Genomic DNA, 21,464 nt, shown 5'->3' on the forward strand with positions numbered 1-21,464 from the left:
AACCGTCCAGCGGTCGTGATGTGCCGTAGCTGAGGTCCACCGGCTGTGGCACATCACGGCCACTCGTTTGTCCGGGGCAGGGTCGGTCCGGTCGGGAACTTAACTGATTCAGGGCGCGAGCAATCCTTCTTCAACGGTGTACGCATTCGGGTGAAACGGCTAATGTAACGATTCAATCCGGATGCAAAGGAGCACCCATGCGTACGCCCGCACCACGGCGGGGCCACCGCCTGCGATGGATCGCCGCCGCCCTCGGCGCGGCCCTCGTCGCGACCGCCCTGCCCCTGTCCGTCCCGACGGCCACCGCGGCCGTCAGCCCGAGCACCTGGTACGCGATCGTCAACCAGCACTCGGGCCTGGCCGTCGGCATCCAGAACGCCTCGACGACGGCCGGCGCCGCGGCCCTCCTGGCAACCCGTACCGACGCGACCAGCCAGCAGTTCCGCTTCGTCGACGCGGGCAGCGGCTACCACCGCATCGAGGCCCGGCACAGCGGGCAGGTGCTCGACGTGAAGGCGAAGAGCACCGCCAACGGCGCCGACGTCGTCCAGTACACGAACAACGGCGGCACCAACCAGCAGTGGCAGCTCAACGAGCAGTCCGACGGCACGTACGAGATCGTCAACCGCAACTCCGGCAAGGCCCTCGACAACTGGGAGTGGTCGACGACGCCCGGCAGCAAGGTCTCCCAGTACGACCGCAACGGCCTCGCCACGCAGCGGTGGCGCCTGGTCCCCGCCGGCGGGAGCAGCCAGGCGGGCGACGGCTCGGTGACGGACCCGAACCTGCAGTACTACGGCCGCTGGTCCGCCGACGGCGCCTACCGGTACATGGGCTGGGCCGGCGGTTACGTCGAGACCGCCTTCACCGGCTCCTCGATCGGCGTCCGCCTGCGCGGCGCGATCGACCTGTACTACTCCGTCGACGGCGGCGCCGCGAGGTGGCTGCGCGGCGTCTCGGGCGACATCACCGTGGCGTCGGGCCTCGCGGCCGGCACGCACACGATCCGCGTCGGCTTCCGCGAGCGCGCGGGCTCGTACACGGGCGATCCCGCCTTCGGCGGTTTCCGCCTCGCGTCGGGCGGTACGACGACGTCGATCGCGCGGCCGGGAGAGTTCATCGAGTTCATCGGCGACTCGATCACCGTCGGCCAGCCGAACGCGAACCGGCCCTTCAGCGCCTACGCGTACCTGGTGGGCGAGAACCTCGGCGCCGGTCACAGCCAGGTGGCCCAGGGCGGCGCGTGCCTGGTCAGCACGTCGGACGGGTGTTGGGGAATGATGGACTGGTTCCGGCGCTCGTCGAACCGGGCGACGAGCGACGACTGGAACTTCGCGGCGAACCAGGCGACCGCCGTCGTCATCAACCTCGGCACGAACGACGTCGGCCACGGCGTCTCGACCACGACCTTCCAGCAGAACTACGTGGTGATGCTGGAGCGGGTGCGGCGGGCCTACCCGAACGCCGAGATCTTCGCGATGGGCGTCTTCCGGGGCCGGTACGTGACCGAGACGCGGAACGCCGTGCAGGCGCGCGTGGCCGCCGGCGACTCGAGGGTGCGCTTCGTCGACACGACCGGCTGGGTCGACCCGGCGACCGACACGTCCGACAACGTCCACCCGACGGACGCGGGGCACCAGAAGATCGCCGGCCTGCTGACCCCGATCCTCGACCGTTACCTGTAGTTCTGGCGTGCGCCGGGGCCCGCCGTCCGCGCGGGCCCCGGTCGTCAGAGCGTGTTTCCCGGCCCGACGGCGTCGTCGGCGCCCTTCACACCTTGGAGCACAGCATGCGCACTCCCGAGACCTCCGGACCGCTCGACGCCAGGCTCACGCGGCGGTCCCTGTTCGGCCTGGCCGCCGGGGCGGCCGCCGTGACCGGCGGCATCCTCGCCGCACCGGCCGCCCATGCGGCCTTCCAGACGAACACCTGGTACGTGCTGCAGTCGCGCCAGTCCGGCCTGGCCCTGCAGATCGAGGGCGGTTCGACGACGGCCGGCGCGAAGCTGGTGCAGTCGACCCGCACCGACGCGGCCGCCCAGCAGTTCCGCTTCGTCGGCGTGGGCAGCGGCTCCTACAAGATCCAGGTCCGCCACTCGGGCCTGCTGCTCGACGTCTACGCCAAGAGCACCGCCAACGGCGCCGACATCGTCCAGTGGAGCGACGTCGGGACCACCAACCAGCACTGGCAGATCCTCGACGACGGCACCTACCTCCGGTTCGTCAACCGGAACTCCGGCAAGGCGCTGGACGTGTGGGAGTGGGCGACCGCCGTCGGCTCGCGGATCTCGCAGTACGACTCCACGGGCGGGACCAACCAGCAGTGGCGGCCGATCCCCGTGGCGACGGTGCCGTCCGACGGGACGCCGACGATCTACATCGCGTCGGACTCGACGGCGCAGACGTACAACTCCTCCTTCTACCCGCAGATGGGCTGGGGGCAGAAGCTCGCGGGGTACTTCGACACGAGCACCACGATCGCGAACCACGCCATCGGCGGGCGCTCGTCGCGGTCGTTCGTCGAGCAGGGGCGCCTGACGACGATCCTGAACGCCATCCAGCCGGGCGACTACCTGTTCGTGCAGTTCGGCCACAACGACGCGTCGTCGTCGGTCCCCGAGCGGTACACCTCCCCGGCCGACTACAAGATGTACCTGCGGGACCACTACATGGCCGGGGCGACCGCCCGCGGCGCGACGCCGGTGCTGCTCACCCCGGTCTCGCGGCGCGACTACGACGCCAACAACCAGTTCCGCGTCTCGTTCCCGGACTACGTCGCCAAGGTCTACGAGCTGGTCGACGAGACCGGTGTCGCGATGATCGACCTGTCGGCGCGCTCGCGGGCCTACCTGAACTCGATCGGCCCGGAGGCCGCCAAGGGCGTCTTCCTCCACCTGGCCGCGGGCCGGTACCCGGCGTTCCCGGACGGCGTCGCGGACAACACCCACTTCCAGGAGTACGGCGCCGGCCAGATGGCCCGTCTCGTCTCGGAGGGCGCCCGGGCCCTCGCCCTCCCGATCGCCGCCCACGTGCGGTAACAGGGGCACGCGCGGCAGGCCCCCGGCGGCCTGCCGCGCGTGCGGCCGACGTCGGACACGGAGGCTGACGTCGGACGGCACGTCCGAACGATGAACGCCGGCGCTGTGGTCACCACCTCGACGGCCCGGCCGTCATCTGATCCAGCGAGCGGCCTCGCGCTGTGCCTCCTGGATGCCGTCCACGACCTGCCACCAGCGCCACAGCGCCAGGAGCATGAAGAAGCTGATGACGACCTCCAGGGGCACGAGCGATCCGCCACCGGACTCGAGCGTTCCGGGGAGCAGGTACACCTGCAGACCCCACAGGACGGCTGTGAGGAGCCACGCTCCCCACCAGGGCCCGACCGGGTACCTCGGCCTGGCGGTCCTGTCGGTGACCGACGCCTTCCACACGTCGTTCACCATGCGGTACGGGAACCAGAAGGCGACGACCGGGACGACCCAGCCGAGCACGGCCCACGGCGCGCCCAGCGAGATGCGGGCGTCCCTGGCGGTGGCGAGGGCGAAGGACCGCGCTGACACGAGCCAGATGCCCGTGGCGATCCAGGCGGCGACGAGCGCCGCCTGATCTGCCAGCTGGACGTATCCCCACAGCTGCAAGGCGCCTCTCGCCAGGTCAAGATCAGCCGGGTCGACCGGCTCGAACCCGGACCGCGAGAAGACCGGGTTCGCGGGAAGAAGGACGATGAGCGAGATCACCTGAAGAACCGCGACGAGCGCGGAAAGCGCCAGTACCCACCTGGCACGGGGGGCGCGCGGCGGTTGCAGCGGGGTGCTTGATCGAGGCCTGCTCTGCGACATGGGTGGCGCTCCTCTCGACTCGGCGACGGGCCGAGACCTGGTCCAAGTCAACTTGCCGGCGGCCGAGACAGGTCCCGATGCCCGCATCGAAGACGGCCGATGCCGGACAAGTTGTAGGTTGAGCGGCTGACAAGTTGTAGTTTCAGGCCCTCGACCAACGGCGGCGGCCCTGCGTCGTGCCGACGGGGTCGATGTCGTCCCCTTGGCCATGCTCGCGCCCTGAGCGGGGTCAGGGCCGCTGTGCCGGTGTCCGCATGATGGCGGTGAAGAAGTTGGCCAGGTCGGCTGTGGCCGCCAGGGGGAGGATCGTGGCCACGTACTGGTCGGGGCGGACGACGACGACGGCGCCCGTGCGGGCGATGGCGCGCTCCGTGAAGATGTCGGTGGGGGACCAGGTCGTGGGGCCCGCGGCGTAGACCTTCTCCCAGTCGGTGAGGGCCAGCGGGCCGGTGCGCGGGCGGAAGATCGCGGGGACGTGGTTGAGGTCGATCTCTTCGTAGGACTGCTGGTAGACGACCTTGACGTCGAAGACGGCGTCGACGTCGGCCCCGGCTGGCGTGTACCTCATGACCGGCGAATCGGGCGACGCGAGCCACCGGGCCCAGGCCGTCAGGGCCGACGGTTCGCCCGGGGCGGCGGCGTCGGCGAACGCGTAGATCCGCCAGCGGCCGTCGGCCCGGGCGTGGTGGCCGAGGTGGGTCACGTTGCCATCGCAGACGCGGACGACCTCGGAGGACTTGAACCGCTTGCCGGCCGGGAAGCCCTCGGCGAGCGCGGCGTGCGGCGAGTCCGCGACGATCATCGAGGGGCCGTACTGCGTCATGAAGCCCGACGGGAACTCCGCCGTGCCCAGGTAGTAGCGGGCGAGCTCCTGCGGGTCGGTGATCTCCCCGGGTTTGCGGGCCATCAGGGAGGACCACTCGCGGTCGAAGTCGATGAGCTGCTGGGCCACGGGGTGGCGTTCGGCCGAGTAGGTCGCGAGCAGGGACGCCGGGCTGAGGCCCGTCAGCACGTGCCCGAGCTTCCAGCCGAGGTTGAAGCCGTCCTGCATCGACACGTTCATGCCCTGGCCGGCCTTGGCGCTGTGGGTGTGGCAGGCGTCGCCTGCGAGGAAGACGCGCGGCGGGCGGGCGCCGGGCTCGTCCGGTGCGGCGGCGGGCGCGTCGTCGAACTTGTCCGTGACCCGGTGGCCCACCTCGTAGATGCTGTGCCACGCCACCTCGCGCACGTCGAGCGAGTACGGGTGCAGGATCTGGTTCGCCCGGGCGATGACCTGGTCCAGCGAGGTCCTGCGGATCTCGTGGTGGTCGCCCTCGGGTACCTCACCGAGGTCGACGTACACGCGGCTGAGGTACCCGCCCTCCCGCGGGATGAGCAGGATGTTGCCCGCCGCGGAGTTGATCGCGCACTTGGTGCGCCAGTCCGGGAAATCGGTGTTGACCAGCACGTCCATCACGCCCCACGCGTGGGCGGCGACCTGCCCCACGTGCTGCCGGCCGATCGCCTCGCGCACGAGGCTGCGGGCGCCGTCGCAGCCCGCGACGTACCTCGCCCGGACGGTGCGCTCCGTCCCCGCCCGCTCGCCGGTGGTGTGGTGCACGCGGACCTCGACCGGGTACTCGCCGTCGTCGTGCACGGTCAGGCCGACGAACTCGACGCCGTAGTCCGGGACGACACGGCCCGGGCCGTGCGCCGCGGCCTCGGCGAAGTAGTCGAGGACGCGCGCCTGGTTGACGATCAGATGCGGGAACTCGCTGATCTTGAGCGCGTAGTCCTCGGTGCGCGTGGTGCGGATGATGTCGCCCGGGTTCGCGGGGTCCGGGCCCCAGAAGTTCATGTACGCGATGTTGTACGCCTCGGCGATGATCCGTTCGGCGAACCCGAACGCCTGGAACGTCTCGACGCTGCGCGGCTGGATCCCGTCGGCCTGCCCGCGGGCGAGGCGCCCCTCGCGGCGCTCGATGATCCGCGTGCCGACCTGCGGGAACTGCGAGAGCTGCGCGGCGAGCAGCATGCCCGCGGGCCCGGAACCGACGATCAGCACGTCGGTTTCGTCCGGCAGCTCGCGGGGGCGTCCGAGGCCCGTGCCCGCGGCGTCCTGGACCCGCGGATCCCCGGACACGTACCCGTGGTGATGGAACTGCATCGGTGTGCTCCTCGTGACGTCGTCGTCGTCGGCTCGGTCGGCTTGCCGCAGGCGCATTCCGATGATATACGATATGAGATATCGTCGCCAGAGCGAGGGAGCTCATGACAGCCGAGTCGATCGACCCGCGATTCGCCGCGCTACCCGGGCGCCCGGGCAAGATCATCGCGGTCCACCTGAGCTACGCCTCGCGTGCGGACCAGCGCGGACGGCGCCCGGAGCACCCGTCGTACTTCCTCAAGCCGTCGAGCTCGGTCGCGGGGACCGGCGGCACCGCGGAACGCCCGGCGGGCGCGGAACTGCTGGCCTTCGAGGGCGAGATCGCCCTGGTCATCGGCACCGCCGCGCGCGACGTGCCGATCGACGACGCCTGGTCCCACGTCGGCTGGGTCACCGCCGCGAACGACCTCGGCCTCTACGACCTGCGCGCGGCCGACCGCGGCTCCAACCTCCGCGCCAAGGGCCGCGACGGCTACACCCCGCTCGGACCCGCTCTGATCGAGGCGGCCGCGCTCGACCCGGGCGCGCTCCGCGTCCGCACCTGGCTCAACGGCGGCCTCGTCCAGGACGACACCACCGCCGGCCTGATCTTCCCCCTGCCGCAGCTCGTCGCGGACCTCGCCCAGCACGTCACCCTCGAGCCGGGCGACGTCATCCTCACCGGCACGCCCGCCGGCTCCTCGGTCGCCGCGCCCGGCGACGTCGTCGAGGTCGAGGTCGACGCCCCGGCCGCGCCCGGCCGGCCGTCGTCGGGCCGCCTGGTCACGACGATCACGCAGAGCGAGCGTGGTGTCGACGGGCGCCTCGGCGCCCTCCCGACGTCCGACGACGCCCAGCGGGCCGAGGCCTGGGGCTCGCGCGAGGCGGCCGGGCTCGCCGCGGCGTCCGATCGGGAAGCGAGGTAGGGCGGATGGCGCACGAGGAACAGGCCGTCGAGTCGCCGGCCCCGCCGTCGGACCTGAGCAAGTCGCAGCGCGCGTACCGCTGGATCAAGGAGCGGATCGCCGGGCAGCAGTTCTCGCCGGGGTACCGGCTCGTGCTGCGCACGATCGCGGCCGAGCTGGGCATGAGCGTCGTGCCCGTGCGCGAGGCGATCCGGCAGCTCGAGGCCGAGGGGCTGGTGACGTTCGAGCGCAACGTGGGCGCGCAGGTGTCCATGGTCGACGACACCGGGTACCGCGCGAGCATGCAGGCCCTGTCGATCCTGGAGAGCGCGGCGACGGCGCTCGCGGCGCGGCGCCTCACGGACGCCGACCTGCGCCACGCCCGGGAGATCAACGAGCGGATGATCGCCTCCCTCTCGGACTTCGACCCGAGCGCCTTCACCCGGCTCAACCACGAGTTCCACGCCGCCCTGTACCGCCGCTGTCCCAACACCCGCCTGCTGGAGCTCGTCGAGTCGGAGTGGGCGCGGCTCGCCCACCTGCGCGAGTCGACGTTCAGCTTCGTGCCCGGGCGCGCGCAGGAGTCCGTGCGGGAGCACGAGCACCTGCTGCGGCTCGTCGAGCGCGGCGCGCCGCTCGGCGAGATCGAGAAGGCGTCCCGGCACCACCGGTCGGCGACGCTCGACGCCTACCTGATCCACGAGCACCCGGACGAGACCCTCGGCCTGTCCGAACCCTGAGCCACCCCCTCCACACCTTGGAGAACCCATGCCTCACGTTCCCGCGGACCTCCCGGACCGCATCCGGCACCACATCGACGGGGCGCCCGCCGACTCGGCCGACGGCGGGACGTTCGACGTGCTCGACCCCGTGACCAACGAGACGTACCTCCGGGCGGCGGCCGGCAAGCAGGCCGACGTCGACGCCGCCGTCGCTGCGGCCCGGCACGCGTTCATCGACGGGCCCTGGCCCCGCATGCTGCCCCGCGAGCGCTCGCGCGTGCTGCACCGGATCGCGGACATCGTCGAGTCGCGCGACGCGCGGCTCGCCGAGCTGGAGTCCTTCGACTCCGGCCTGCCGATCACCCAGGCGCTCGGCCAGGCGCGCCGCGCCGCGGAGAACTTCCGGTTCTTCGCGGACCTCGTCGTCGCGCAGGCCGACGACGCCTTCAAGGTGCCCGGGCGGCAGCTCAACTACGTCAACCGCAAGCCGATCGGCGTCGCGGGCCTCATCACGCCGTGGAACACGCCGTTCATGCTGGAGTCGTGGAAGCTCGCGCCGGCGCTCGCGACGGGCAACACCGTGGTGCTCAAGCCCGCGGAGTTCACGCCGCTGTCGGCGTCGCTGTGGGCGGGGATCTTCGCGGAGGCGGGGCTGCCGCAGGGCGTGTTCAACCTGGTCAACGGGCTGGGGGAGGAGGCCGGCGACGCCCTGGTGAAGCACCCGGACGTGCCGCTGATCTCGTTCACCGGCGAGAGCGGCACCGGGCAGGTCATCTTCGCGAACGCCGCGCCGCACCTCAAGGGCCTGTCGATGGAGCTGGGCGGCAAGTCGCCCGCCGTCGTCTTCGCCGACGCCGACCTGGACGCCGCGATCGACGCGACGATCTTCGGCGTCTTCTCCCTCAACGGCGAGCGCTGCACGGCCGGGTCACGCATCCTGGTGGAGCGGGCGGTCTACGACGAGTTCGTGGAGCGCTACGCCGCGCAGGCGGCGCGGGTCCGGGTCGGCTACCCGCACGACCCGGCCACCGAGGTGGGTGCGCTGGTGCACCCCGAGCACTTCGAGAAGGTCATGCGCTACATCGAGATCGGGCGGTCCGAGGGCCGGCTCGTCGCGGGCGGAGGCCGCCCGGACGGCTTCGGGACGGGTAACTTCGTGGCCCCGACCGTCTTCGCCGACGTGCCGCCGGACGCGCGGATCTTCCAGGAGGAGATCTTCGGCCCGGTCGTCGCGATCACCCCGTTCGACGACGACGCCGAGGCGCTCGCGCTGGCCAACGGCGTCCGCTACGGCCTCGCCGCCTACGTGTGGACCAGCGACCTCAGACGCGCCCACAACTTCTCGCACGCGATCGAGGCCGGGATGGTCTGGCTCAACTCCAACAACGTGCGCGACCTGCGCACGCCGTTCGGCGGGGTCAAGGCCTCCGGCCTCGGCCACGAGGGCGGGTACCGCTCCATCGACTTCTACACCGACCAGCAGGCCGTGCACATCACGCTCGGCGCGGTCCACAACCCCACGTTCGGCAAGGCGCACGACGCCGCCCGCTGAACGGTCCCGCGACCACCCCTTCCGAGCGAGGACGCACATGAGCACCGACAAGACCCGCACGTCGTCCGGATTCCTCGTCTCCGCCGAGGCTCCCATCCACAGCGACAACCCCGTGCCGGCACCGCAGGCCCCGCCGCCGGACATCGTGCGCTGCGCGTACCTGGAGCTGGTGGTCACGGACCTGGCGGCCGCCCGGCAGTTCTACGTGGACGTCCTCGGCCTGGTGGTCACCGAGGAGGACGAGAACACCGTCCACCTGCGGTCCCTGGAGGAGTTCATCCACCACAACCTGGTGCTGCGCCAGGGACCCGTGGCGGCCGCGGCCGCGTTCAGCTACCGCGTCCGCACCCCCGAGGACCTGGACAAGGCCGTCGCCTTCTACACGGAGCTGGGCTGCCGGGTGGAGCGCCGCGCGGAGGGCTTCACGCGGGGGATCGGCGACTCGGTGCGGGTCACCGACCCGCTGGGCTTCCCGTACGAGTTCTTCCACGAGGCCGAGCACGTCGAGCGTCTCGCCTGGCGCTACGACCTGCACACCCCGGGCGCGATCGTCCGCCTGGACCACTTCAACCAGGTCACCCCGGACGTGCCCCGCGCCGTGAACTTCATGCAGTCGCTCGGCTTCCGCGTCACCGAGGACATCCAGGACGACGACGGCGTCGTCTACGCCGCCTGGATGCGCCGCAAGCCCACTGTCCACGACACCGCCATGACCGGCGGCGACGGACCGCGCCTGCACCACGTCGCGTTCGCCACCCACGAGAAGCACAACATCCTGGCGATCTGCGACAAGCTCGGCGCGCTGCGCCGCTCCGACTGCATCGAGCGGGGCCCGGGGCGGCACGGCGTGTCGAACGCCTTCTACCTGTACCTGCGCGACCCCGACGGGCACCGCGTCGAGATCTACACCCAGGACTACTGGACGGGTGACCCGGACAACCCCGTGATCACGTGGGACGTCCACGACAACCAGCGCCGCGACTGGTGGGGCAACCCCGTCGTGCCCAGCTGGTACACCGAGGCGTCCCTGGTGCTGGACCTGGACGGGAACCCGCAGCCCGTCGTCGAGCGCACCGACGAGTCCGAGATGGCCGTGACGATCGGCGCGGACGGGTTCTCGTACACGCGGCCCGACGACGCCGTCGGGCGGTCCGACGACGCCGGCGAGTTCAAGCTCGGCCATCAGCTCTGACCCGCCGGCACCCGAGGAAAGGCCCCGTCATGCCGTCCGTCTCCGCCCACGTCGCCCACGCCCTCGCCCCCCACATCGATCATGTGTTCGGGGTCATGGGCAACGGCAACGCCTGGTTCCTCGACGCGCTCGAACGCTCGACGTCCGTCCACTACACCGCCGTCCGGCACGAGGCGGGCGGCGTCGTCGCCGCCGACGCCTACCACCGCGCGTCCGGCCGCCTCGCCGCGGCGACCGCGACCTACGGCGCCGGCTTCACCAACACCCTGACCGCGCTGGCCGAGGCCGTGCAGGCGGGCGTGCCGCTCGTGCTCATCGTCGGCGACGAGCCGACCTCGGGGCCGCGGCCCTGGGACGTCGACCAGATCGCGCTCGCCTCCGCGGTGGGCGCGCGGACGTACACCGTCGGGCGGACCGACACGGCCGCGACCGTCGTGATCGCCATCGAGCACGCCCTCACCTATCGCGTCCCCACGGTGCTCGCCCTGCCCTACGACGTCGCCACGATCGACGCCGGGCCGCTGCGCGAGGTGCCGGAGCCCAGGCTGCCCGCGCCGCTGGCGCCCGCCGGGGAGTTCGGGACCGGGGCCGTGCGGGATCTCGCCGCGGCGCTCGCGGGCGCCGCGCGCCCGTTCCTGCTGGCGGGGCGCGGGGCCTGGATCTCCGGGGCCGGGGCCGCGCTCGGGGAGATCGCCGACAGGGTCGGCGCCGTCACGGCGACGACGACGCTCGGGCGAGGTCTGTTCCCGCGCCCGGAGTTCGACCTGGGCGTCACCGGGGGGTTCGGGGCCGAGGGCGCCATGAAGCTCGTGCGCGACGCCGACGTCGCCGTCGTGCTCGGCGCCTCGCTCAACCAGTTCACCATGCGGTTCGGCGACCTCTTCGCGCCGGGGACACGCGTGTTCCAGGTCGACGTCGCGCCCACCGCGACCCATCCCCACGTGGGCGGTTACGTGCGCGGAGACGTCGACGTCGTCGCGCACGGCGTCGTCGAGGAACTGATGCGGCTCGGGGCCGCGCCGAGCGGCTGGCGCGAGTCCGTCGACATCGCCTCCCTGCGCCACCAGGAGCCCGGCGACGTCGTCGCCCCCGACGGGCGGCTCGACCCGCGCTCCGTGGCCGCCCGCATCGGCGAGCTCCTGCCCGCCGACCGCGTCGTGGTGTCCGACGGCGGCCACTTCATCGGCTGGGCCAACATGTACTGGCCGGTCGCGGCGCCCGACCGGATGATGATGGTCGGGACGGCCTTCCAGTCCATCGGCCTGGGCTGGCCCTCCGTGCCGGGCGCGGCGCTCGCCAAACCCGACGCCACGATCGTGCTGACCACCGGCGACGGCGGCGGCCTCATGGCGCTCGCGGACCTTGAGTCGGCCGTGCGGGTCGCGGGCGGCCGCGGCATGGCGGTCGTCTGGAACGACGCCGCCTACGGCGCGGAGATCCAGCTCTACGGCCGCAAGGGCCTCGCCCGCGCCCCGATGCTCATCCCCGAGGTCGACTTCGCCCGCCTGGCCGCCGGCGTCGGCGCGGAGGGCGTCGTCGTCCGCGCCCTGCCCGACCTGGACCGCCTGGCCGCCTGGGCCGCCGAACCGCCGTCGGACCGTCCGTTCCTGGTGCTGGACTGCCGCGTCTCGGCGGAGGTCATCGCGCCGTACCAGCAGGAGATCATCCGCGTGAACACCTGAGCGGAGCCGCCCGCGGTGTCGTCAGGGCGTGAGACGGCCGGCGGGACGCGACCCGGGGTGCTACCGGGTCTCGTCCTGGCCGGCGAAGGCGTGGCCGCAGCGGCCGCAGGTCGTGCGCGGGGCGTCCTCGAGGGCGCCGCACTCGGGGCAGACGGGGTGCAGCGAGCAGGCGGTCTCGCCGCCGAACGCGGTGAGGTCCTCCGGTTCCGGTGCGCGCGGGGCGTCGTCGGTCATCGGCTCTCCTCCAGCGTGTCGCGCAGCACCGCCGCGTGGTTGATCTCCGGGTCCTTGGCCGCGTAGAGCAGGGTGACGACGGGGTGCCGGCCGGTCAGCTCCCGCAGTTCGTCCAGGGCCGGGTTGGCGGCCAGTTCCCGCCGGTAACGTGCCGCGAAGTCGTCCAGACGGTCCGGGTCGTGGTTCCACCAGGTGCGGAGCTCCGGCGTCGGCGCGATCTCCTTGAGCCACGCGTCCAGGTGCGCGTCCTCGCGGCGCACTCCTCGTGGCCAGAGCCGGTCGACGAGCACCCGGACGCCGTCGTCGTCCGCGGCGTCGTCGTAGACGCGTTTGATGCGTACCACCGGACCGGCCGTCACCCTCCCATAGAACCACAGGAAGCCGCCGGCGGGCGGCGCCCGTTCGGGGGCGTACCCGATGATTTCCGGCCGTGAATGCCGATCGAATTCGGTATCAGGCGACGGTAATCCGGCTGCCGGGATTTCTTGATTCATTACCTTACATATTCACTGACAACGTTTCATGGGGTGAAAACAGGTTTCTGGCGCGCTCGGGGTGAGGCCCCGTGTGACTCTGAGACCGGCCTCGAAAAGGGGTTCATCAATATCCAGGGGGCAGTCATGACAATTACCACTGAAAAGGCATCGGCTTTCACCTCGGCCGAGATCCCGCGCTACGAGGACGCGCGGCCCGAGATCTTCGTGCCCCGGCACGAGATCCCGCCGGCCCTCCTCGCCGCGGAGGCGAACACCCTCGGGTGGGACGCCGTGAACGCGATCCGGCTTCCCGAGGTCAACAAGGCCATGCTGGACTCGGGCGCGTCACCCGCGACCTTCCGGGCCACGATCCAGAACGGCTGGTCGATCGACGGCACCTTCGGGCCGTGGCAGCTGACCCGCGGCGGCTCGGGCGCGATCGTCTTCCTGCGGGTCCCGATCACGGCCGCCCACATGACCTTCCCCAACATCGACGACCTGAGCTTCACCGACGGCCGGGCGACGGTCGCGATCAAGCTGCAGTACCTCCCTCAGCCGCCGGACGAGCAGCCCGCGCGGGCCACCGGGGACGACGACGGGACGAAGGAGTACCTGGCGCGGGAGACCGAGGCCCGGAGCGAGGACGACCCGGCGGTCGTCGTCCAGAGCATCGACTACGGGTCCGCGAGCCCCACGGACCTGCAGAAGGCGGTGTTCCAGGCGGCTCTCGTCGACTGGTTCAACAAGAACCTCGCCACGTTCACGTACGTCTTCTCCGTGGTCAACATCAACGCGCGGGCCGCGAAGGAGAGCTTCCAGTGGCTCAAGCCGACCTACACGAGCTACGCCTACTTCAACGGCCGGTCCGACGAGGAGAGCTACTTCGGCGTCCTCAACCTCACCGAGGGCGACTCCGCGGAGGGCCTCACCAACCAGCTCCCGCCGTCGGCCATCCCGTCCGGGTGCCAGGCGTCGATCCTCGTCTCGAACGGTCTCTTCCTGCGCGAGATGGTGATGCCCGGCCTGACGAAGTCCTTCACGCGGGCGACGGAGAGCGACTTCCGGATCAACAGCCTGGGTACGGTGATCGAGAGCCAGAACCCGGTCACGCTGGACGACATCAGGATCGCCGGGATCAACTACACGCCCGAGATGCGGACGTTCAGGCTGCAGATCGTCGGTGACGAGATCCAGATCGACACCCTGACCAAGATCAACGTCTCCCCGGGGATCGACGCGTACATCAACGACACGGAGTTCTACAAGGTCGTCCTGGTCAACAAGCCCGACGGCGGCCAGACCCTCGACTTCGCCCGGTCCCGTGACCCGAAGCGGACCCACTGGATGGAGACGGCCGTCTGGGTCACCATCACCGAGGCGATCATCGCGCTCGTCGGCGCGGTCGCGGCCGGGGTCGCCCGCAGCGCCATCGAGCCCGTGGTGAAGCGGGTCATCGCGGTGGTCATCATCGCCGTCGTCGCCGGTGTGCTGGCCGCGATCCCCGCGATCATCTCCGCGGTCATGGAGGGCAAGGCGGCCGAGGCCCTGCCCTCGATCGCCGAGCTGTCCGTGGAGGCGTCCAACGACGTCGCGTGGCCGGGATCCACCGGGTTCACCCTGAGATCGGCCCAGCTCAACGGCTCGTTCCAGCTCGGCGGCGACCTGACACCCGTCACGGCGCGAGCCAAGGTCTGACGAGGTGACACCGACACTGACCCCGCCGCGGCACGGGGAGGCGCTGCCCGAGATCTTCGTCCCCCGGGCAGCGATCCCCCCGGCCCTGCTCGCCGCGGAGGCCGGGACGCTGGGCTGGGACGTGGTCCACGCCCTGCGGCTGCCCGAGGCGAACGCGACTCTCGCGGCCGGCGGGCGCTGGCCCGCGGGCTTCGACCAGGAGATCCAGCCGGGCTGGCGGATCTCCGGCACCTTCCGCACGTGGCAGCTGGTCCGGGGCGGCTCGAACGCGATCCTGTTCGTGCGCGCGCCGCTCGCCACGGCGGGCATGACCTTTCCTGACGCGCCCGACCTCGCGTTCACCGACGGGTGGGTGACGGTCTCGGTCAAGCTCGCGTACCTGCCGCAGCCGCACTCCGCCGCGGCCCGTGGCGTGTCGCCGGCCGGCGACGGCGATCGTGAGTACCTCGTCACCAGGACGTCGTCGGCCGACCCCGACGACCCGCCCGCCGTCGTCCAGGCCGTCGACTACGGGACCGGCGCACCGACGGAACTGCAGAAGGCGACCTTCCGTGCCGCGATCGGGCGCTGGTTCTGCACGCATCTCGACCTGCTCACCCACGTGTTCTGCGCGCTGGACCTCAACGCGCGGTCGGCGGAGGGCGACTTCCAGTGGCTCCGGCCGACCTGGACCGGCTACGCCTACGCGAACGGCCCGACCGACGAGACCAGCTGCTTCGGCGTGCTCACGATGACGGACGGGAACGATCCCGGCGGACGGATCAACCAGCTCACGCTGGCCGCGGTACCGCCGGGATGCACCGCCGGCACCCTGATCTCCCAGGAATCCTTCCTGAGGCACCTGATGATCCCGGGACTGGCCCGTGCGCTGCCGGGCACCGTGACCACCGACTTCGTCCTCGACGCCGGGACTGTGCGCTCCACACGGCCGATCGGCCTGGCGCCGGTCGCCTCCGGCGGGACCACCTACGACCCCGTCCTGGACGAGCTGCAGCTCCAGGTGATCGGCGACGAGCTGCAGCTCAGGACGCTCGTGCGGACGCAGGTGTCGCCGGGGATCACGGCCCTCGTGGAGGCCTGCGACTGGTTCCGGATCGCCCTCGTCGACCAGCCCGGCGGTGGCCGGACGCTGAGCTTCGAGCGGTCCCGGGAGACGCAGCGGCGGGACTACACGGAGAAGGAGCTCTGGGTCGAGATCACGGAGGCGATCATCCAGGTGATCGCGGCGGTGGCCATGATCGTCGCGGGCGTCGTGATCCCGGGCGCGGGTGCGGCGATCGTCGCGGTCCTCGTCATCGGGCTGGTCGCCGGGCTCGCGGCCGCCACGCCGAGCCTCATCGCGGCGGTGGCGGGCGGCGCGGCGGCCGACGCCCTGCCCTCGATCGGCGACCTGCTGACCCAGTGCACGGCCGACATCCACTGGCCGGACTCCTCGGGCCTCGATCTGCTGTCGGCCGAGCTCAACGGGTCGTTGCAGCTCGGCGGCATCCTCAGGCCCGCGGAAGGGGCACGGCCATGAATCTCCACGGCTGGGACACGGCCTTCGCGCTCGACGTCGCGCTGGCGAACGCGGCGCTCGCCCGTGACGAGAACGCCCTGCTGGTCGACTTCGCCGTCGACGATCCCGACGGGCTGCGGATCCGGGCCGAGGGATCGTTCGGCGGCTGGCAGATCGTGGCGGGCGGGTCGGGGCAGTTCGTCACGCTGCGCCTGCCCGTCGTCGCCGGCTGGCTGGAACTGGCCTCGCAGGGCGGCCGGGTCGACCTCGCCGGGACGGCGTTCGTCGCCTCCGTCGCGCTCGACCTGATTCCGTCGGAGCTCCCGGGGGTCCAGGACCTCCGGTTCGACGTCACCGCCCCGGGCAAGGTGGGGCAGCCGCCGGTACCGGGAGCGATCACGCCGATCCGGCTGGACGACCCCGCGTCCCGGCTCGACGACCTCCAGGAGGCGCTGCTGCTGGCGTCCCTCGCCGAGTTCGTCGCCCGGAACGCCGATCGCATCTCGTTCGTCTTCGCCACGGTGAACCTGGTGCCCCCGCAGAGCGACAGCTGGCTGACGCCGGTCCGGTCGGCGTTCGCCTACGCGGACCGCAGCGACGGGTTCGGCGGAGCCCTCGTGATCCTCGGCGTGACCGACGGCCGCCCGATCGACGGGCTCCCGCGCCTGGTCGACCCGGCGCTGCTCGCCGGTGGTCACCAGGCGGCCTTCGCCTTCTCCCGGGCGCTGCTGCTGGAGCACGTGATCATGCCGTCGTTGCCCGGGGCGTTCGGCAACGGGGCGACGGGGGCGAGCTTCGCCTACGACGCGCAGGGCGGGCAGATCGTCAACCTCCACCCGCTCGCCATGAACGCGGTACGCAAGGGGGCCATCGACTACTACCCCGAGATCCGCACGCTGCGGCTCGGTGTCGAGGGGTCCGCCCTGCGCGCACGGTACGAGGGCTGGTGCGACCTCAAGGCGGGCATCTCGATGGAGTTCTGGATCGAGGCGCGGTACCCGATCGTGTACGACGGCGCGACCGGCTCGCTCGCCTTTCTCGCCGACGGCAACCCCAGGAGCGACTACGAGGCGGACATCCCCTGGTACTGGTGGCTGGCCGGGCTGTTGGTGCGCGGGATCATCGCGATCGTCGTGCCGGCGATCGCGAGCGGGATCGCGTCCTCGCTCACGTCCTCGGTGGGGTCGATGCTCTCCCCGGCCCGCAACCCGCCGACGTCGATCCGCTGGCAAGGCACGGAGAACCTGCGGATCGCGGCGGCCCGGGTGGAGGACGCCTTCGTGATGACGGGCGATTTCTCGGGGACGATCTGACGCCGGCTCAGCCGAACGTCATCGTGTAGACCCGCACGCCCTCCGGAACCTCGAGGTGGACGAGCCCTTCGCTCGGTTCGTCCCCCTCCAGGACGGGGTAGAGCCGCGGATTCCCGGAGACATCGATCTCCGTGGTGGCCGCCGAACGGCCGCCGCCGGTCACCGTCGACACCACGGTTCCCTCCCCGCCGAGCACCACGAACACGTCGGACGACCGGTACGCGAGCCGCACCCGCGCGTCGTCGGACATCGCCCGCGCGCCCTGGAAGTCGACCTCCCAGTCCCCGCCGAGCGAGAACGTGTCCTGCTGCTGCGCCTCCGCGAGCGTGAACTCCTGGCGTCCCGCCGCGTACCGGGGCTCGCCGGCGTAGTTGACGACCCGCTTGACGGAGAAGTAGGTCTCGGGCGTGATCCCCTCGCCCGGCGTCGCGTCCCGCACGCCGGTCGCCTCCGGCAGGCGCACGCCGGGGTCGGCGTCCACGAGGAGCTCGCGGACGAGCTGCTCGGTCTGCTCGTAGCCGCCCTCGCCCAGCCGGATGTGCCGCACCGTGCCGTCCGCGTCGATCAGGTACTGCGCCGGCCAGTAACGGTTCCGGTACGCCGTCCACGTCGCGTACGAGTTGTCCTGGGCGATCGGGTAGGTCACGCCGAGATCCTCGGCACCGGCGACGACGTTGCGGGTCTCCCGCTCGAACGCGAACTCGGGCGTGTGCACGCCGATCACCTCGAAGCCCTTCCCGACGTCCCGGTACCGCTCGTACCAGGCGTTGACGTGCGGGATGGCGCGCTGGCAGTTGATGCAGGAGTAGGTCCAGAAGTCCACCAGGACCACCTGGCCGCGCAGCGCCTCCAGCCGCAGCGCTTCCCCCTCGGGCGTGTTGAGCCATGTGTCGATGCCACGGATCTCGGGCGCGGGCCCGCAGTCCTCCAGCACCGGGGCGCCGTTGGAGCAGTTCGACAGCTCGCGGTTCTCGTCCGTGACGAGGCCCCCGAGGTCGAGCGCCTCGCGCACGGTCTCCGAGGAGTCGATGCGCTGCTGCAACGCGCCGGTGTAGTCCGGGAGCATCCGCTGGATCGCGGCGGGAACGTCGAACGCGAGGGCGATCGCCAGCAGGACGACGACGCCGCCGCCACCGGTCCGGATCGCCCTGGTGTGCCGCTGGAAGGCCCGCACACGCTCCGCGATCCGACGTCCGGCCAGCGCGAAGATCAGCAGCGGGAGCGCCGCCCCGGCGGCGAACGACACGGTCAGCGCCACCGTTCCGACGCCGATGTCGCCCGTCGCGCCGGCGACCGTGATCGCGGCGAGCACCGGGCCCGCGCACGGTACGTAGAGCACGCCGAGGCCCAGGCCGAGCACGAACGCGCCGCGGTCCTGCCGGGCGGCGCCGCGCGCGGCGCCGAAGGCCGCGATGCGCTGGAACGGCCGCTCGAGGACCATCTCGAAGCGGGGCACGATCATCCCGATGCCGAGCAGCACGAGCAGGGTGATCCCGGCCCAGCGCAGCAGGTCCTGGGGCAGGCCCAGCACCGACAGGAGCAGGGACCCGAACAGCGTGAAGACGCTGAAGCTGAGGACCAGACCGGCGATGACGAGGTAGGGCCGCGCCGAGCGCCGGGTGCGCGCCGCGGTCGCCGTGCCGACACCACCCGCGCCCCCTGCGTCCGCGGCGGCCGGCGTCCGTGCGCCCTGGACGCCGCCCGCGAAGAAGATCACGGGCAGCATCGGCAGGATGCACGGCGAGATCCCGGTGATGAGGCCTCCCAGGAGGCCGATGGCGATGAGCGTTCCCATGCCACGGGTTCGGTGCGCGGGCGGATCCGGATGGGTCCGGCAGGGATTTCGCATCCACCCCCATCCGGGCGGCGCCCGGCTCCGAACCAGGGGCAAGACGCCTCGTCAGATGCGGGGCGACGACACCGAGGAGAGACCGATGAACGTTCGAACCCGCAAGTCCTACGCGGCGGCCGGCATCGTCGCCCTGACCGTCCTGGGCCTCACGGCCTGCTCCGGCGGCGAGGGCGACGCGAGCGGTAAGAGCGACACCACGGCCGGCGCGGAGGCCGAAGCTCCCGCCGAGGAGCCGACGGAGGAGATGACCGACGACGCGGTGGCCGACCCGGCGGCTGACCTCGTGGGCCCGGGCTGTGCGGCCTACGCCGAGCAGGTGCCGGACGGGCCCGGTTCGGTCACCGGCATGTCGACCGACCCGGTCGCGGTCGCGGCGTCCAACAACCCGCTGCTGAAGACCCTCGTCGCGGCGGTGAGCGGTGAGGTCAACCCCGACGTGAACCTCGTCGACACGCTGAACGGTGACGAGTTCACCGTGTTCGCCCCGGTGGACGACGCCTTCAAGGAGATCGACGCCGAGACGATGGAGACCCTCTCGAAGGACGGCGACATGCTGACCGAGATCCTCACGTACCACGTGGTTCCCGGACAGCTCACGCCCGACCAGGTGATCGGCGAGCAGACGACCGTCCAGGGCGACACGCTCGAGGTCAGCGGCAGCGGCGACGCGCTGAAGGTGAACGACGCGAAGGTGATCTGCGGTGGCGTCATGACGCAGAACGCGACCGTCTACCTCGTCGACGCGGTGCTCATGCCTCCCATGTGACCCGCCCCTCCCGCGACAGAACCGCGGCGAGACGGAACTCCGGTTCCGTCTCGCCGCGGTTCTGCGTGTTCCGGCGCCGCCGCGCCTCGCGGGTCACGTGCTGAGCGGGTCACGTGCTCGGCGGGTCACGTGCTCAGGACGACCACTGGATCGGTCGTCGGCTGCTCCGAGCCCGCCTCGGGCTCGACCGACACCGCCAGACCCACGCCGTCGGCTCCCCGGACGAGGGACGTCGTCGTACCACCGTCACGCAGGCCGAGCAGGCCCGCCGAGGAGACGCTGCCGTCCTCCGCGACGACCCAGAGCTGGTAGGCCCGGCCCTGGTCCGGCTCCGGCAGGCCCTCCGCACGGAAGAGCATGTCGCCGTCGGCGACCAGCACCGAGGCCTCGCCACCGCCCGCCACGTCCCCGTGCAGGATGGACGCCTCGGGGTCGGCCAGCATCTCGGACACGATCTCGCCCTGTTCCCGGAGCCGGTCACGTTCCGCCGTCGCCTGGACCGCGATCGTGGTCGGGACGACGATCGCCGCCACCGCGGCGACCGCCAGGCCCCAGCGGCGTGGCCGCCTGCGGCCGGCGAGCTCCACGACATTCCCGGCGTCGCCCGTCGTCGGGCCACGGTCCGACGACGCGGCCGGGCCGGCCCGTCGGTCGTCCTGCTGTGCCGGGGCACCCGACACGTCGGCGGCGCCCTGCCCGGAGACCTGCGGCGTGCTCAGCACCCGCTCCAGGACGTTCGCGCGCAGCTCGGCCGGGGGCGCGGTCTCGACGGCGAACGACGCGACGACCTCCCGGTACTCGTCCAGTGCGCGGCGCGCGGCGGCGTCCGACTCGAGGAGCCGGTCCACCGCCCGGCGGTCCTGGTCGTCGAGGGCGTCCAGGGCGTATCCGGGGAGCAGGTCCCAGAGGTCGGAGCGCACGCCGCCGTTCGTCTCGTCAGCCATGGCGCACCCCCAGGCAGTCCCGGAGCCGGTTGAGCCCGTCGCGGATCCTGCTCTTCACCGTGGGCAGGGCGGCGCCGAGCTGCTCGGCGACCTCGCGATAGGTCAGGCCGCCGTAGTACGCGACCACCACCGCCTCGCGCTGGGTCGGGGTGAGCCCCTCGATGCAGCGGCGCACGGCGGAGCCCTCGAGCCGCCGCTCGACGTCCTCGACCACGACGTCACGCGCGGACAAGCCCGTGCTCAGGTCGGTGTCGCGCTGATCGCGGTCACGGCGGGCCTGCTCCGACCGGACGCGGTCCACCGCGCGCCGCCGGGCGAGCGTCGCGACCCAGGTACGGGCGGAGCCGCGGGTCGCGTCGAACCGTGCCGCCGTCTGCCACACCTCCACCATTACCTCCTGGGTCACTTCTGCCGCGTGGTCCGGATCCCGCAGGACCCCGAGCGACGCGCCGTACGCCACCGGCCCCAGCACGTCGTACACCGGGGTGAACGACGCCGGGTCACCGCCGGCGCACGCCGTGAGCAGTGCATCGACGACATCGCGCGACGAGGTCCCGACTGGTGGTGAGGCCACCTGCTCAGTCTGCCGCACGGACACCTCCTGTCGCCTCCATACCGAGGGTTCGTCGCCGACCCGCTTCCGGATGGAGTGGCCCGCGTCACCGCCCCA

General features: G+C 71.8%; 17 protein-coding genes and 1 pseudogene. 11 read left to right on the plus strand and 7 right to left on the minus strand.

Annotated features, from left to right (window positions below; genetic code table 11):
- Window positions 1-197: 197 nt before the first annotated feature.
- Together ABD208_RS08775 and ABD208_RS08780 are read left to right on the plus strand one after the other, a co-directional pair.
- Complete coding sequence (locus tag ABD208_RS08775) at window positions 198-1,685, plus strand: RICIN domain-containing protein (protein WP_344101645.1); 1,488 nt, start codon at window positions 198-200, stop codon at window positions 1,683-1,685.
- A 104-nt stretch (window positions 1,686-1,789) separates the two neighbouring features.
- Window positions 1,790-3,037: an RICIN domain-containing protein gene (locus tag ABD208_RS08780; protein WP_344101647.1), complete on the plus strand. Its 1,248-nt coding sequence runs from the start codon at window positions 1,790-1,792 to the stop codon at window positions 3,035-3,037.
- A gap of 132 nt (window positions 3,038-3,169) precedes the next feature.
- Here ABD208_RS08780 and ABD208_RS08785 read toward each other — a convergent pair whose 3' ends face one another.
- Both ABD208_RS08785 and ABD208_RS08790 read right to left on the minus strand, forming a co-directional pair.
- Complete coding sequence (locus tag ABD208_RS08785; RefSeq protein ID WP_344101649.1) at window positions 3,170-3,736, minus strand: DUF4328 domain-containing protein; 567 nt, start codon at window positions 3,734-3,736, stop codon at window positions 3,170-3,172.
- Window positions 3,737-4,067: 331 nt separating this feature from the next.
- A complete protein-coding gene (locus ABD208_RS08790) occupies window positions 4,068-5,984 on the minus strand; it encodes an FAD-dependent monooxygenase (protein ID WP_344102277.1) in 1,917 nt (638 codons plus the stop codon).
- 104 nt (window positions 5,985-6,088) lie between these two features.
- On the opposite strand from ABD208_RS08790, the pseudogene ABD208_RS08795 reads away from it, so the two are divergent.
- From ABD208_RS08795 to ABD208_RS08815, 5 genes and pseudogenes are all read left to right on the plus strand, one after another.
- Window positions 6,089-6,859 (plus strand): annotated as a pseudogene (locus tag ABD208_RS08795) (fumarylacetoacetate hydrolase family protein); the annotation flags it as partial.
- Window positions 6,860-6,894: 35 nt separating this feature from the next.
- Entirely contained in the window at window positions 6,895-7,608 is a 714-nt protein-coding gene (locus tag ABD208_RS08800; RefSeq protein WP_344101651.1) for a GntR family transcriptional regulator, read from the plus strand.
- Between the two features lie 28 nt (window positions 7,609-7,636).
- Window positions 7,637-9,142 (plus strand): 5-carboxymethyl-2-hydroxymuconate semialdehyde dehydrogenase, encoded by a 1,506-nt coding sequence (gene hpaE, locus ABD208_RS08805; RefSeq protein WP_344101653.1) that lies wholly within the window; start codon window positions 7,637-7,639, stop codon window positions 9,140-9,142.
- A 37-nt stretch (window positions 9,143-9,179) separates the two neighbouring features.
- On the plus strand, window positions 9,180-10,334 hold the full coding sequence (gene hpaD / locus ABD208_RS08810) for a 3,4-dihydroxyphenylacetate 2,3-dioxygenase (protein WP_344101655.1): 1,155 nt from the start codon (window positions 9,180-9,182) through the stop codon (window positions 10,332-10,334).
- 29 nt (window positions 10,335-10,363) lie between these two features.
- Window positions 10,364-12,016: a thiamine pyrophosphate-binding protein gene (locus ABD208_RS08815; RefSeq protein ID WP_344101657.1), complete on the plus strand. Its 1,653-nt coding sequence runs from the start codon at window positions 10,364-10,366 to the stop codon at window positions 12,014-12,016.
- Between the two features lie 60 nt (window positions 12,017-12,076).
- On the opposite strand, the gene ABD208_RS08820 is transcribed toward ABD208_RS08815, so the two are convergent.
- Window positions 12,077-12,250 carry a hypothetical protein gene (locus ABD208_RS08820; RefSeq protein WP_344101659.1) on the minus strand — a complete coding sequence of 58 codons (174 nt, stop codon included), beginning with the start codon at window positions 12,248-12,250 and terminating at the stop codon, window positions 12,077-12,079.
- Entirely contained in the window at window positions 12,247-12,609 is a 363-nt protein-coding gene (locus ABD208_RS08825) for a DUF488 domain-containing protein (RefSeq protein WP_344101661.1), read from the minus strand. Before ABD208_RS08825 ends, ABD208_RS08820 begins: the two co-directional genes overlap by 4 nt.
- Before the next feature lie 261 nt (window positions 12,610-12,870).
- Between ABD208_RS08825 and ABD208_RS08830 the strand changes: the two genes are divergently transcribed.
- The 3 genes from ABD208_RS08830 to ABD208_RS08840 are packed head-to-tail and all read left to right on the plus strand — an operon-like array spanning window position 12,871 to window position 17,232.
- Window positions 12,871-14,421: a TULIP family P47-like protein gene (locus tag ABD208_RS08830; protein ID WP_344101663.1), complete on the plus strand. Its 1,551-nt coding sequence runs from the start codon at window positions 12,871-12,873 to the stop codon at window positions 14,419-14,421.
- A 4-nt stretch (window positions 14,422-14,425) separates the two neighbouring features.
- Window positions 14,426-15,940 (plus strand): TULIP family P47-like protein, encoded by a 1,515-nt coding sequence (locus ABD208_RS08835; RefSeq protein WP_344101665.1) that lies wholly within the window; start codon window positions 14,426-14,428, stop codon window positions 15,938-15,940.
- Entirely contained in the window at window positions 15,937-17,232 is a 1,296-nt protein-coding gene (locus ABD208_RS08840) for a TULIP family P47-like protein (RefSeq protein ID WP_344101668.1), read from the plus strand. The genes ABD208_RS08835 and ABD208_RS08840 overlap by 4 nt, the downstream gene beginning before the upstream one ends.
- Before the next feature lie 7 nt (window positions 17,233-17,239).
- On the opposite strand, the gene ABD208_RS08845 is transcribed toward ABD208_RS08840, so the two are convergent.
- Window positions 17,240-19,027, minus strand: a complete 1,788-nt coding sequence (locus ABD208_RS08845; protein WP_344101670.1) for a cytochrome c biogenesis protein DipZ — start codon at window positions 19,025-19,027, stop codon at window positions 17,240-17,242.
- Window positions 19,028-19,166: 139 nt separating this feature from the next.
- Between ABD208_RS08845 and ABD208_RS08850 the strand changes: the two genes are divergently transcribed.
- The gene (locus ABD208_RS08850; RefSeq protein WP_344101672.1) at window positions 19,167-19,850 is read left to right on the plus strand and encodes a fasciclin domain-containing protein; all 684 of its coding nucleotides are present in this window, start codon (window positions 19,167-19,169) and stop codon (window positions 19,848-19,850) included.
- Window positions 19,851-19,975: 125 nt separating this feature from the next.
- Here ABD208_RS08850 and ABD208_RS08855 read toward each other — a convergent pair whose 3' ends face one another.
- Together ABD208_RS08855 and sigK are read right to left on the minus strand one after the other, a co-directional pair.
- Window positions 19,976-20,794 (minus strand): anti-sigma factor, encoded by an 819-nt coding sequence (locus ABD208_RS08855; protein WP_344101674.1) that lies wholly within the window; start codon window positions 20,792-20,794, stop codon window positions 19,976-19,978.
- Complete coding sequence (gene sigK / locus ABD208_RS08860) at window positions 20,787-21,386, minus strand: ECF RNA polymerase sigma factor SigK (RefSeq protein ID WP_344101676.1); 600 nt, start codon at window positions 21,384-21,386, stop codon at window positions 20,787-20,789. Before sigK ends, ABD208_RS08855 begins: the two co-directional genes overlap by 8 nt.
- Window positions 21,387-21,464: the final 78 nt, after the last annotated feature.

The organism is Myceligenerans crystallogenes, assembly GCF_039529775.1.
GTDB lineage: Bacteria > Actinomycetota > Actinomycetes > Actinomycetales > Cellulomonadaceae > Myceligenerans > Myceligenerans crystallogenes.

What these genes read in the sequence shown, in the direction of transcription:
- ABD208_RS08850 (WP_344101672.1), top strand. Translation starts at nt 19,167, where the DNA reads ATGAACGTTCGAACCCGCAAGTCCTACGCGGCGGCCGGCATCGTCGCC.
- ABD208_RS08775 (WP_344101645.1), top strand. Translation starts at nt 198, where the DNA reads ATGCGTACGCCCGCACCACGGCGGGGCCACCGCCTGCGATGGATCGCC.
- ABD208_RS08840 (WP_344101668.1), top strand. Translation starts at nt 15,937, where the DNA reads ATGAATCTCCACGGCTGGGACACGGCCTTCGCGCTCGACGTCGCGCTG.
- ABD208_RS08815 (WP_344101657.1), top strand. Translation starts at nt 10,364, where the DNA reads ATGCCGTCCGTCTCCGCCCACGTCGCCCACGCCCTCGCCCCCCACATC.
- ABD208_RS08800 (WP_344101651.1), top strand. Translation starts at nt 6,895, where the DNA reads ATGGCGCACGAGGAACAGGCCGTCGAGTCGCCGGCCCCGCCGTCGGAC.
- ABD208_RS08855 (WP_344101674.1), bottom strand. Translation starts at nt 20,794, where the DNA reads ATGGCTGACGAGACGAACGGCGGCGTGCGCTCCGACCTCTGGGACCTG.
- ABD208_RS08830 (WP_344101663.1), top strand. Translation starts at nt 12,871, where the DNA reads ATGACAATTACCACTGAAAAGGCATCGGCTTTCACCTCGGCCGAGATC.
- hpaD (WP_344101655.1), top strand. Translation starts at nt 9,180, where the DNA reads ATGAGCACCGACAAGACCCGCACGTCGTCCGGATTCCTCGTCTCCGCC.
- ABD208_RS08820 (WP_344101659.1), bottom strand. Translation starts at nt 12,250, where the DNA reads ATGACCGACGACGCCCCGCGCGCACCGGAACCGGAGGACCTCACCGCG.
- hpaE (WP_344101653.1), top strand. Translation starts at nt 7,637, where the DNA reads ATGCCTCACGTTCCCGCGGACCTCCCGGACCGCATCCGGCACCACATC.
- ABD208_RS08780 (WP_344101647.1), top strand. Translation starts at nt 1,790, where the DNA reads ATGCGCACTCCCGAGACCTCCGGACCGCTCGACGCCAGGCTCACGCGG.
- ABD208_RS08790 (WP_344102277.1), bottom strand. Translation starts at nt 5,984, where the DNA reads ATGCAGTTCCATCACCACGGGTACGTGTCCGGGGATCCGCGGGTCCAG.
- ABD208_RS08845 (WP_344101670.1), bottom strand. Translation starts at nt 19,027, where the DNA reads ATGGGAACGCTCATCGCCATCGGCCTCCTGGGAGGCCTCATCACCGGG.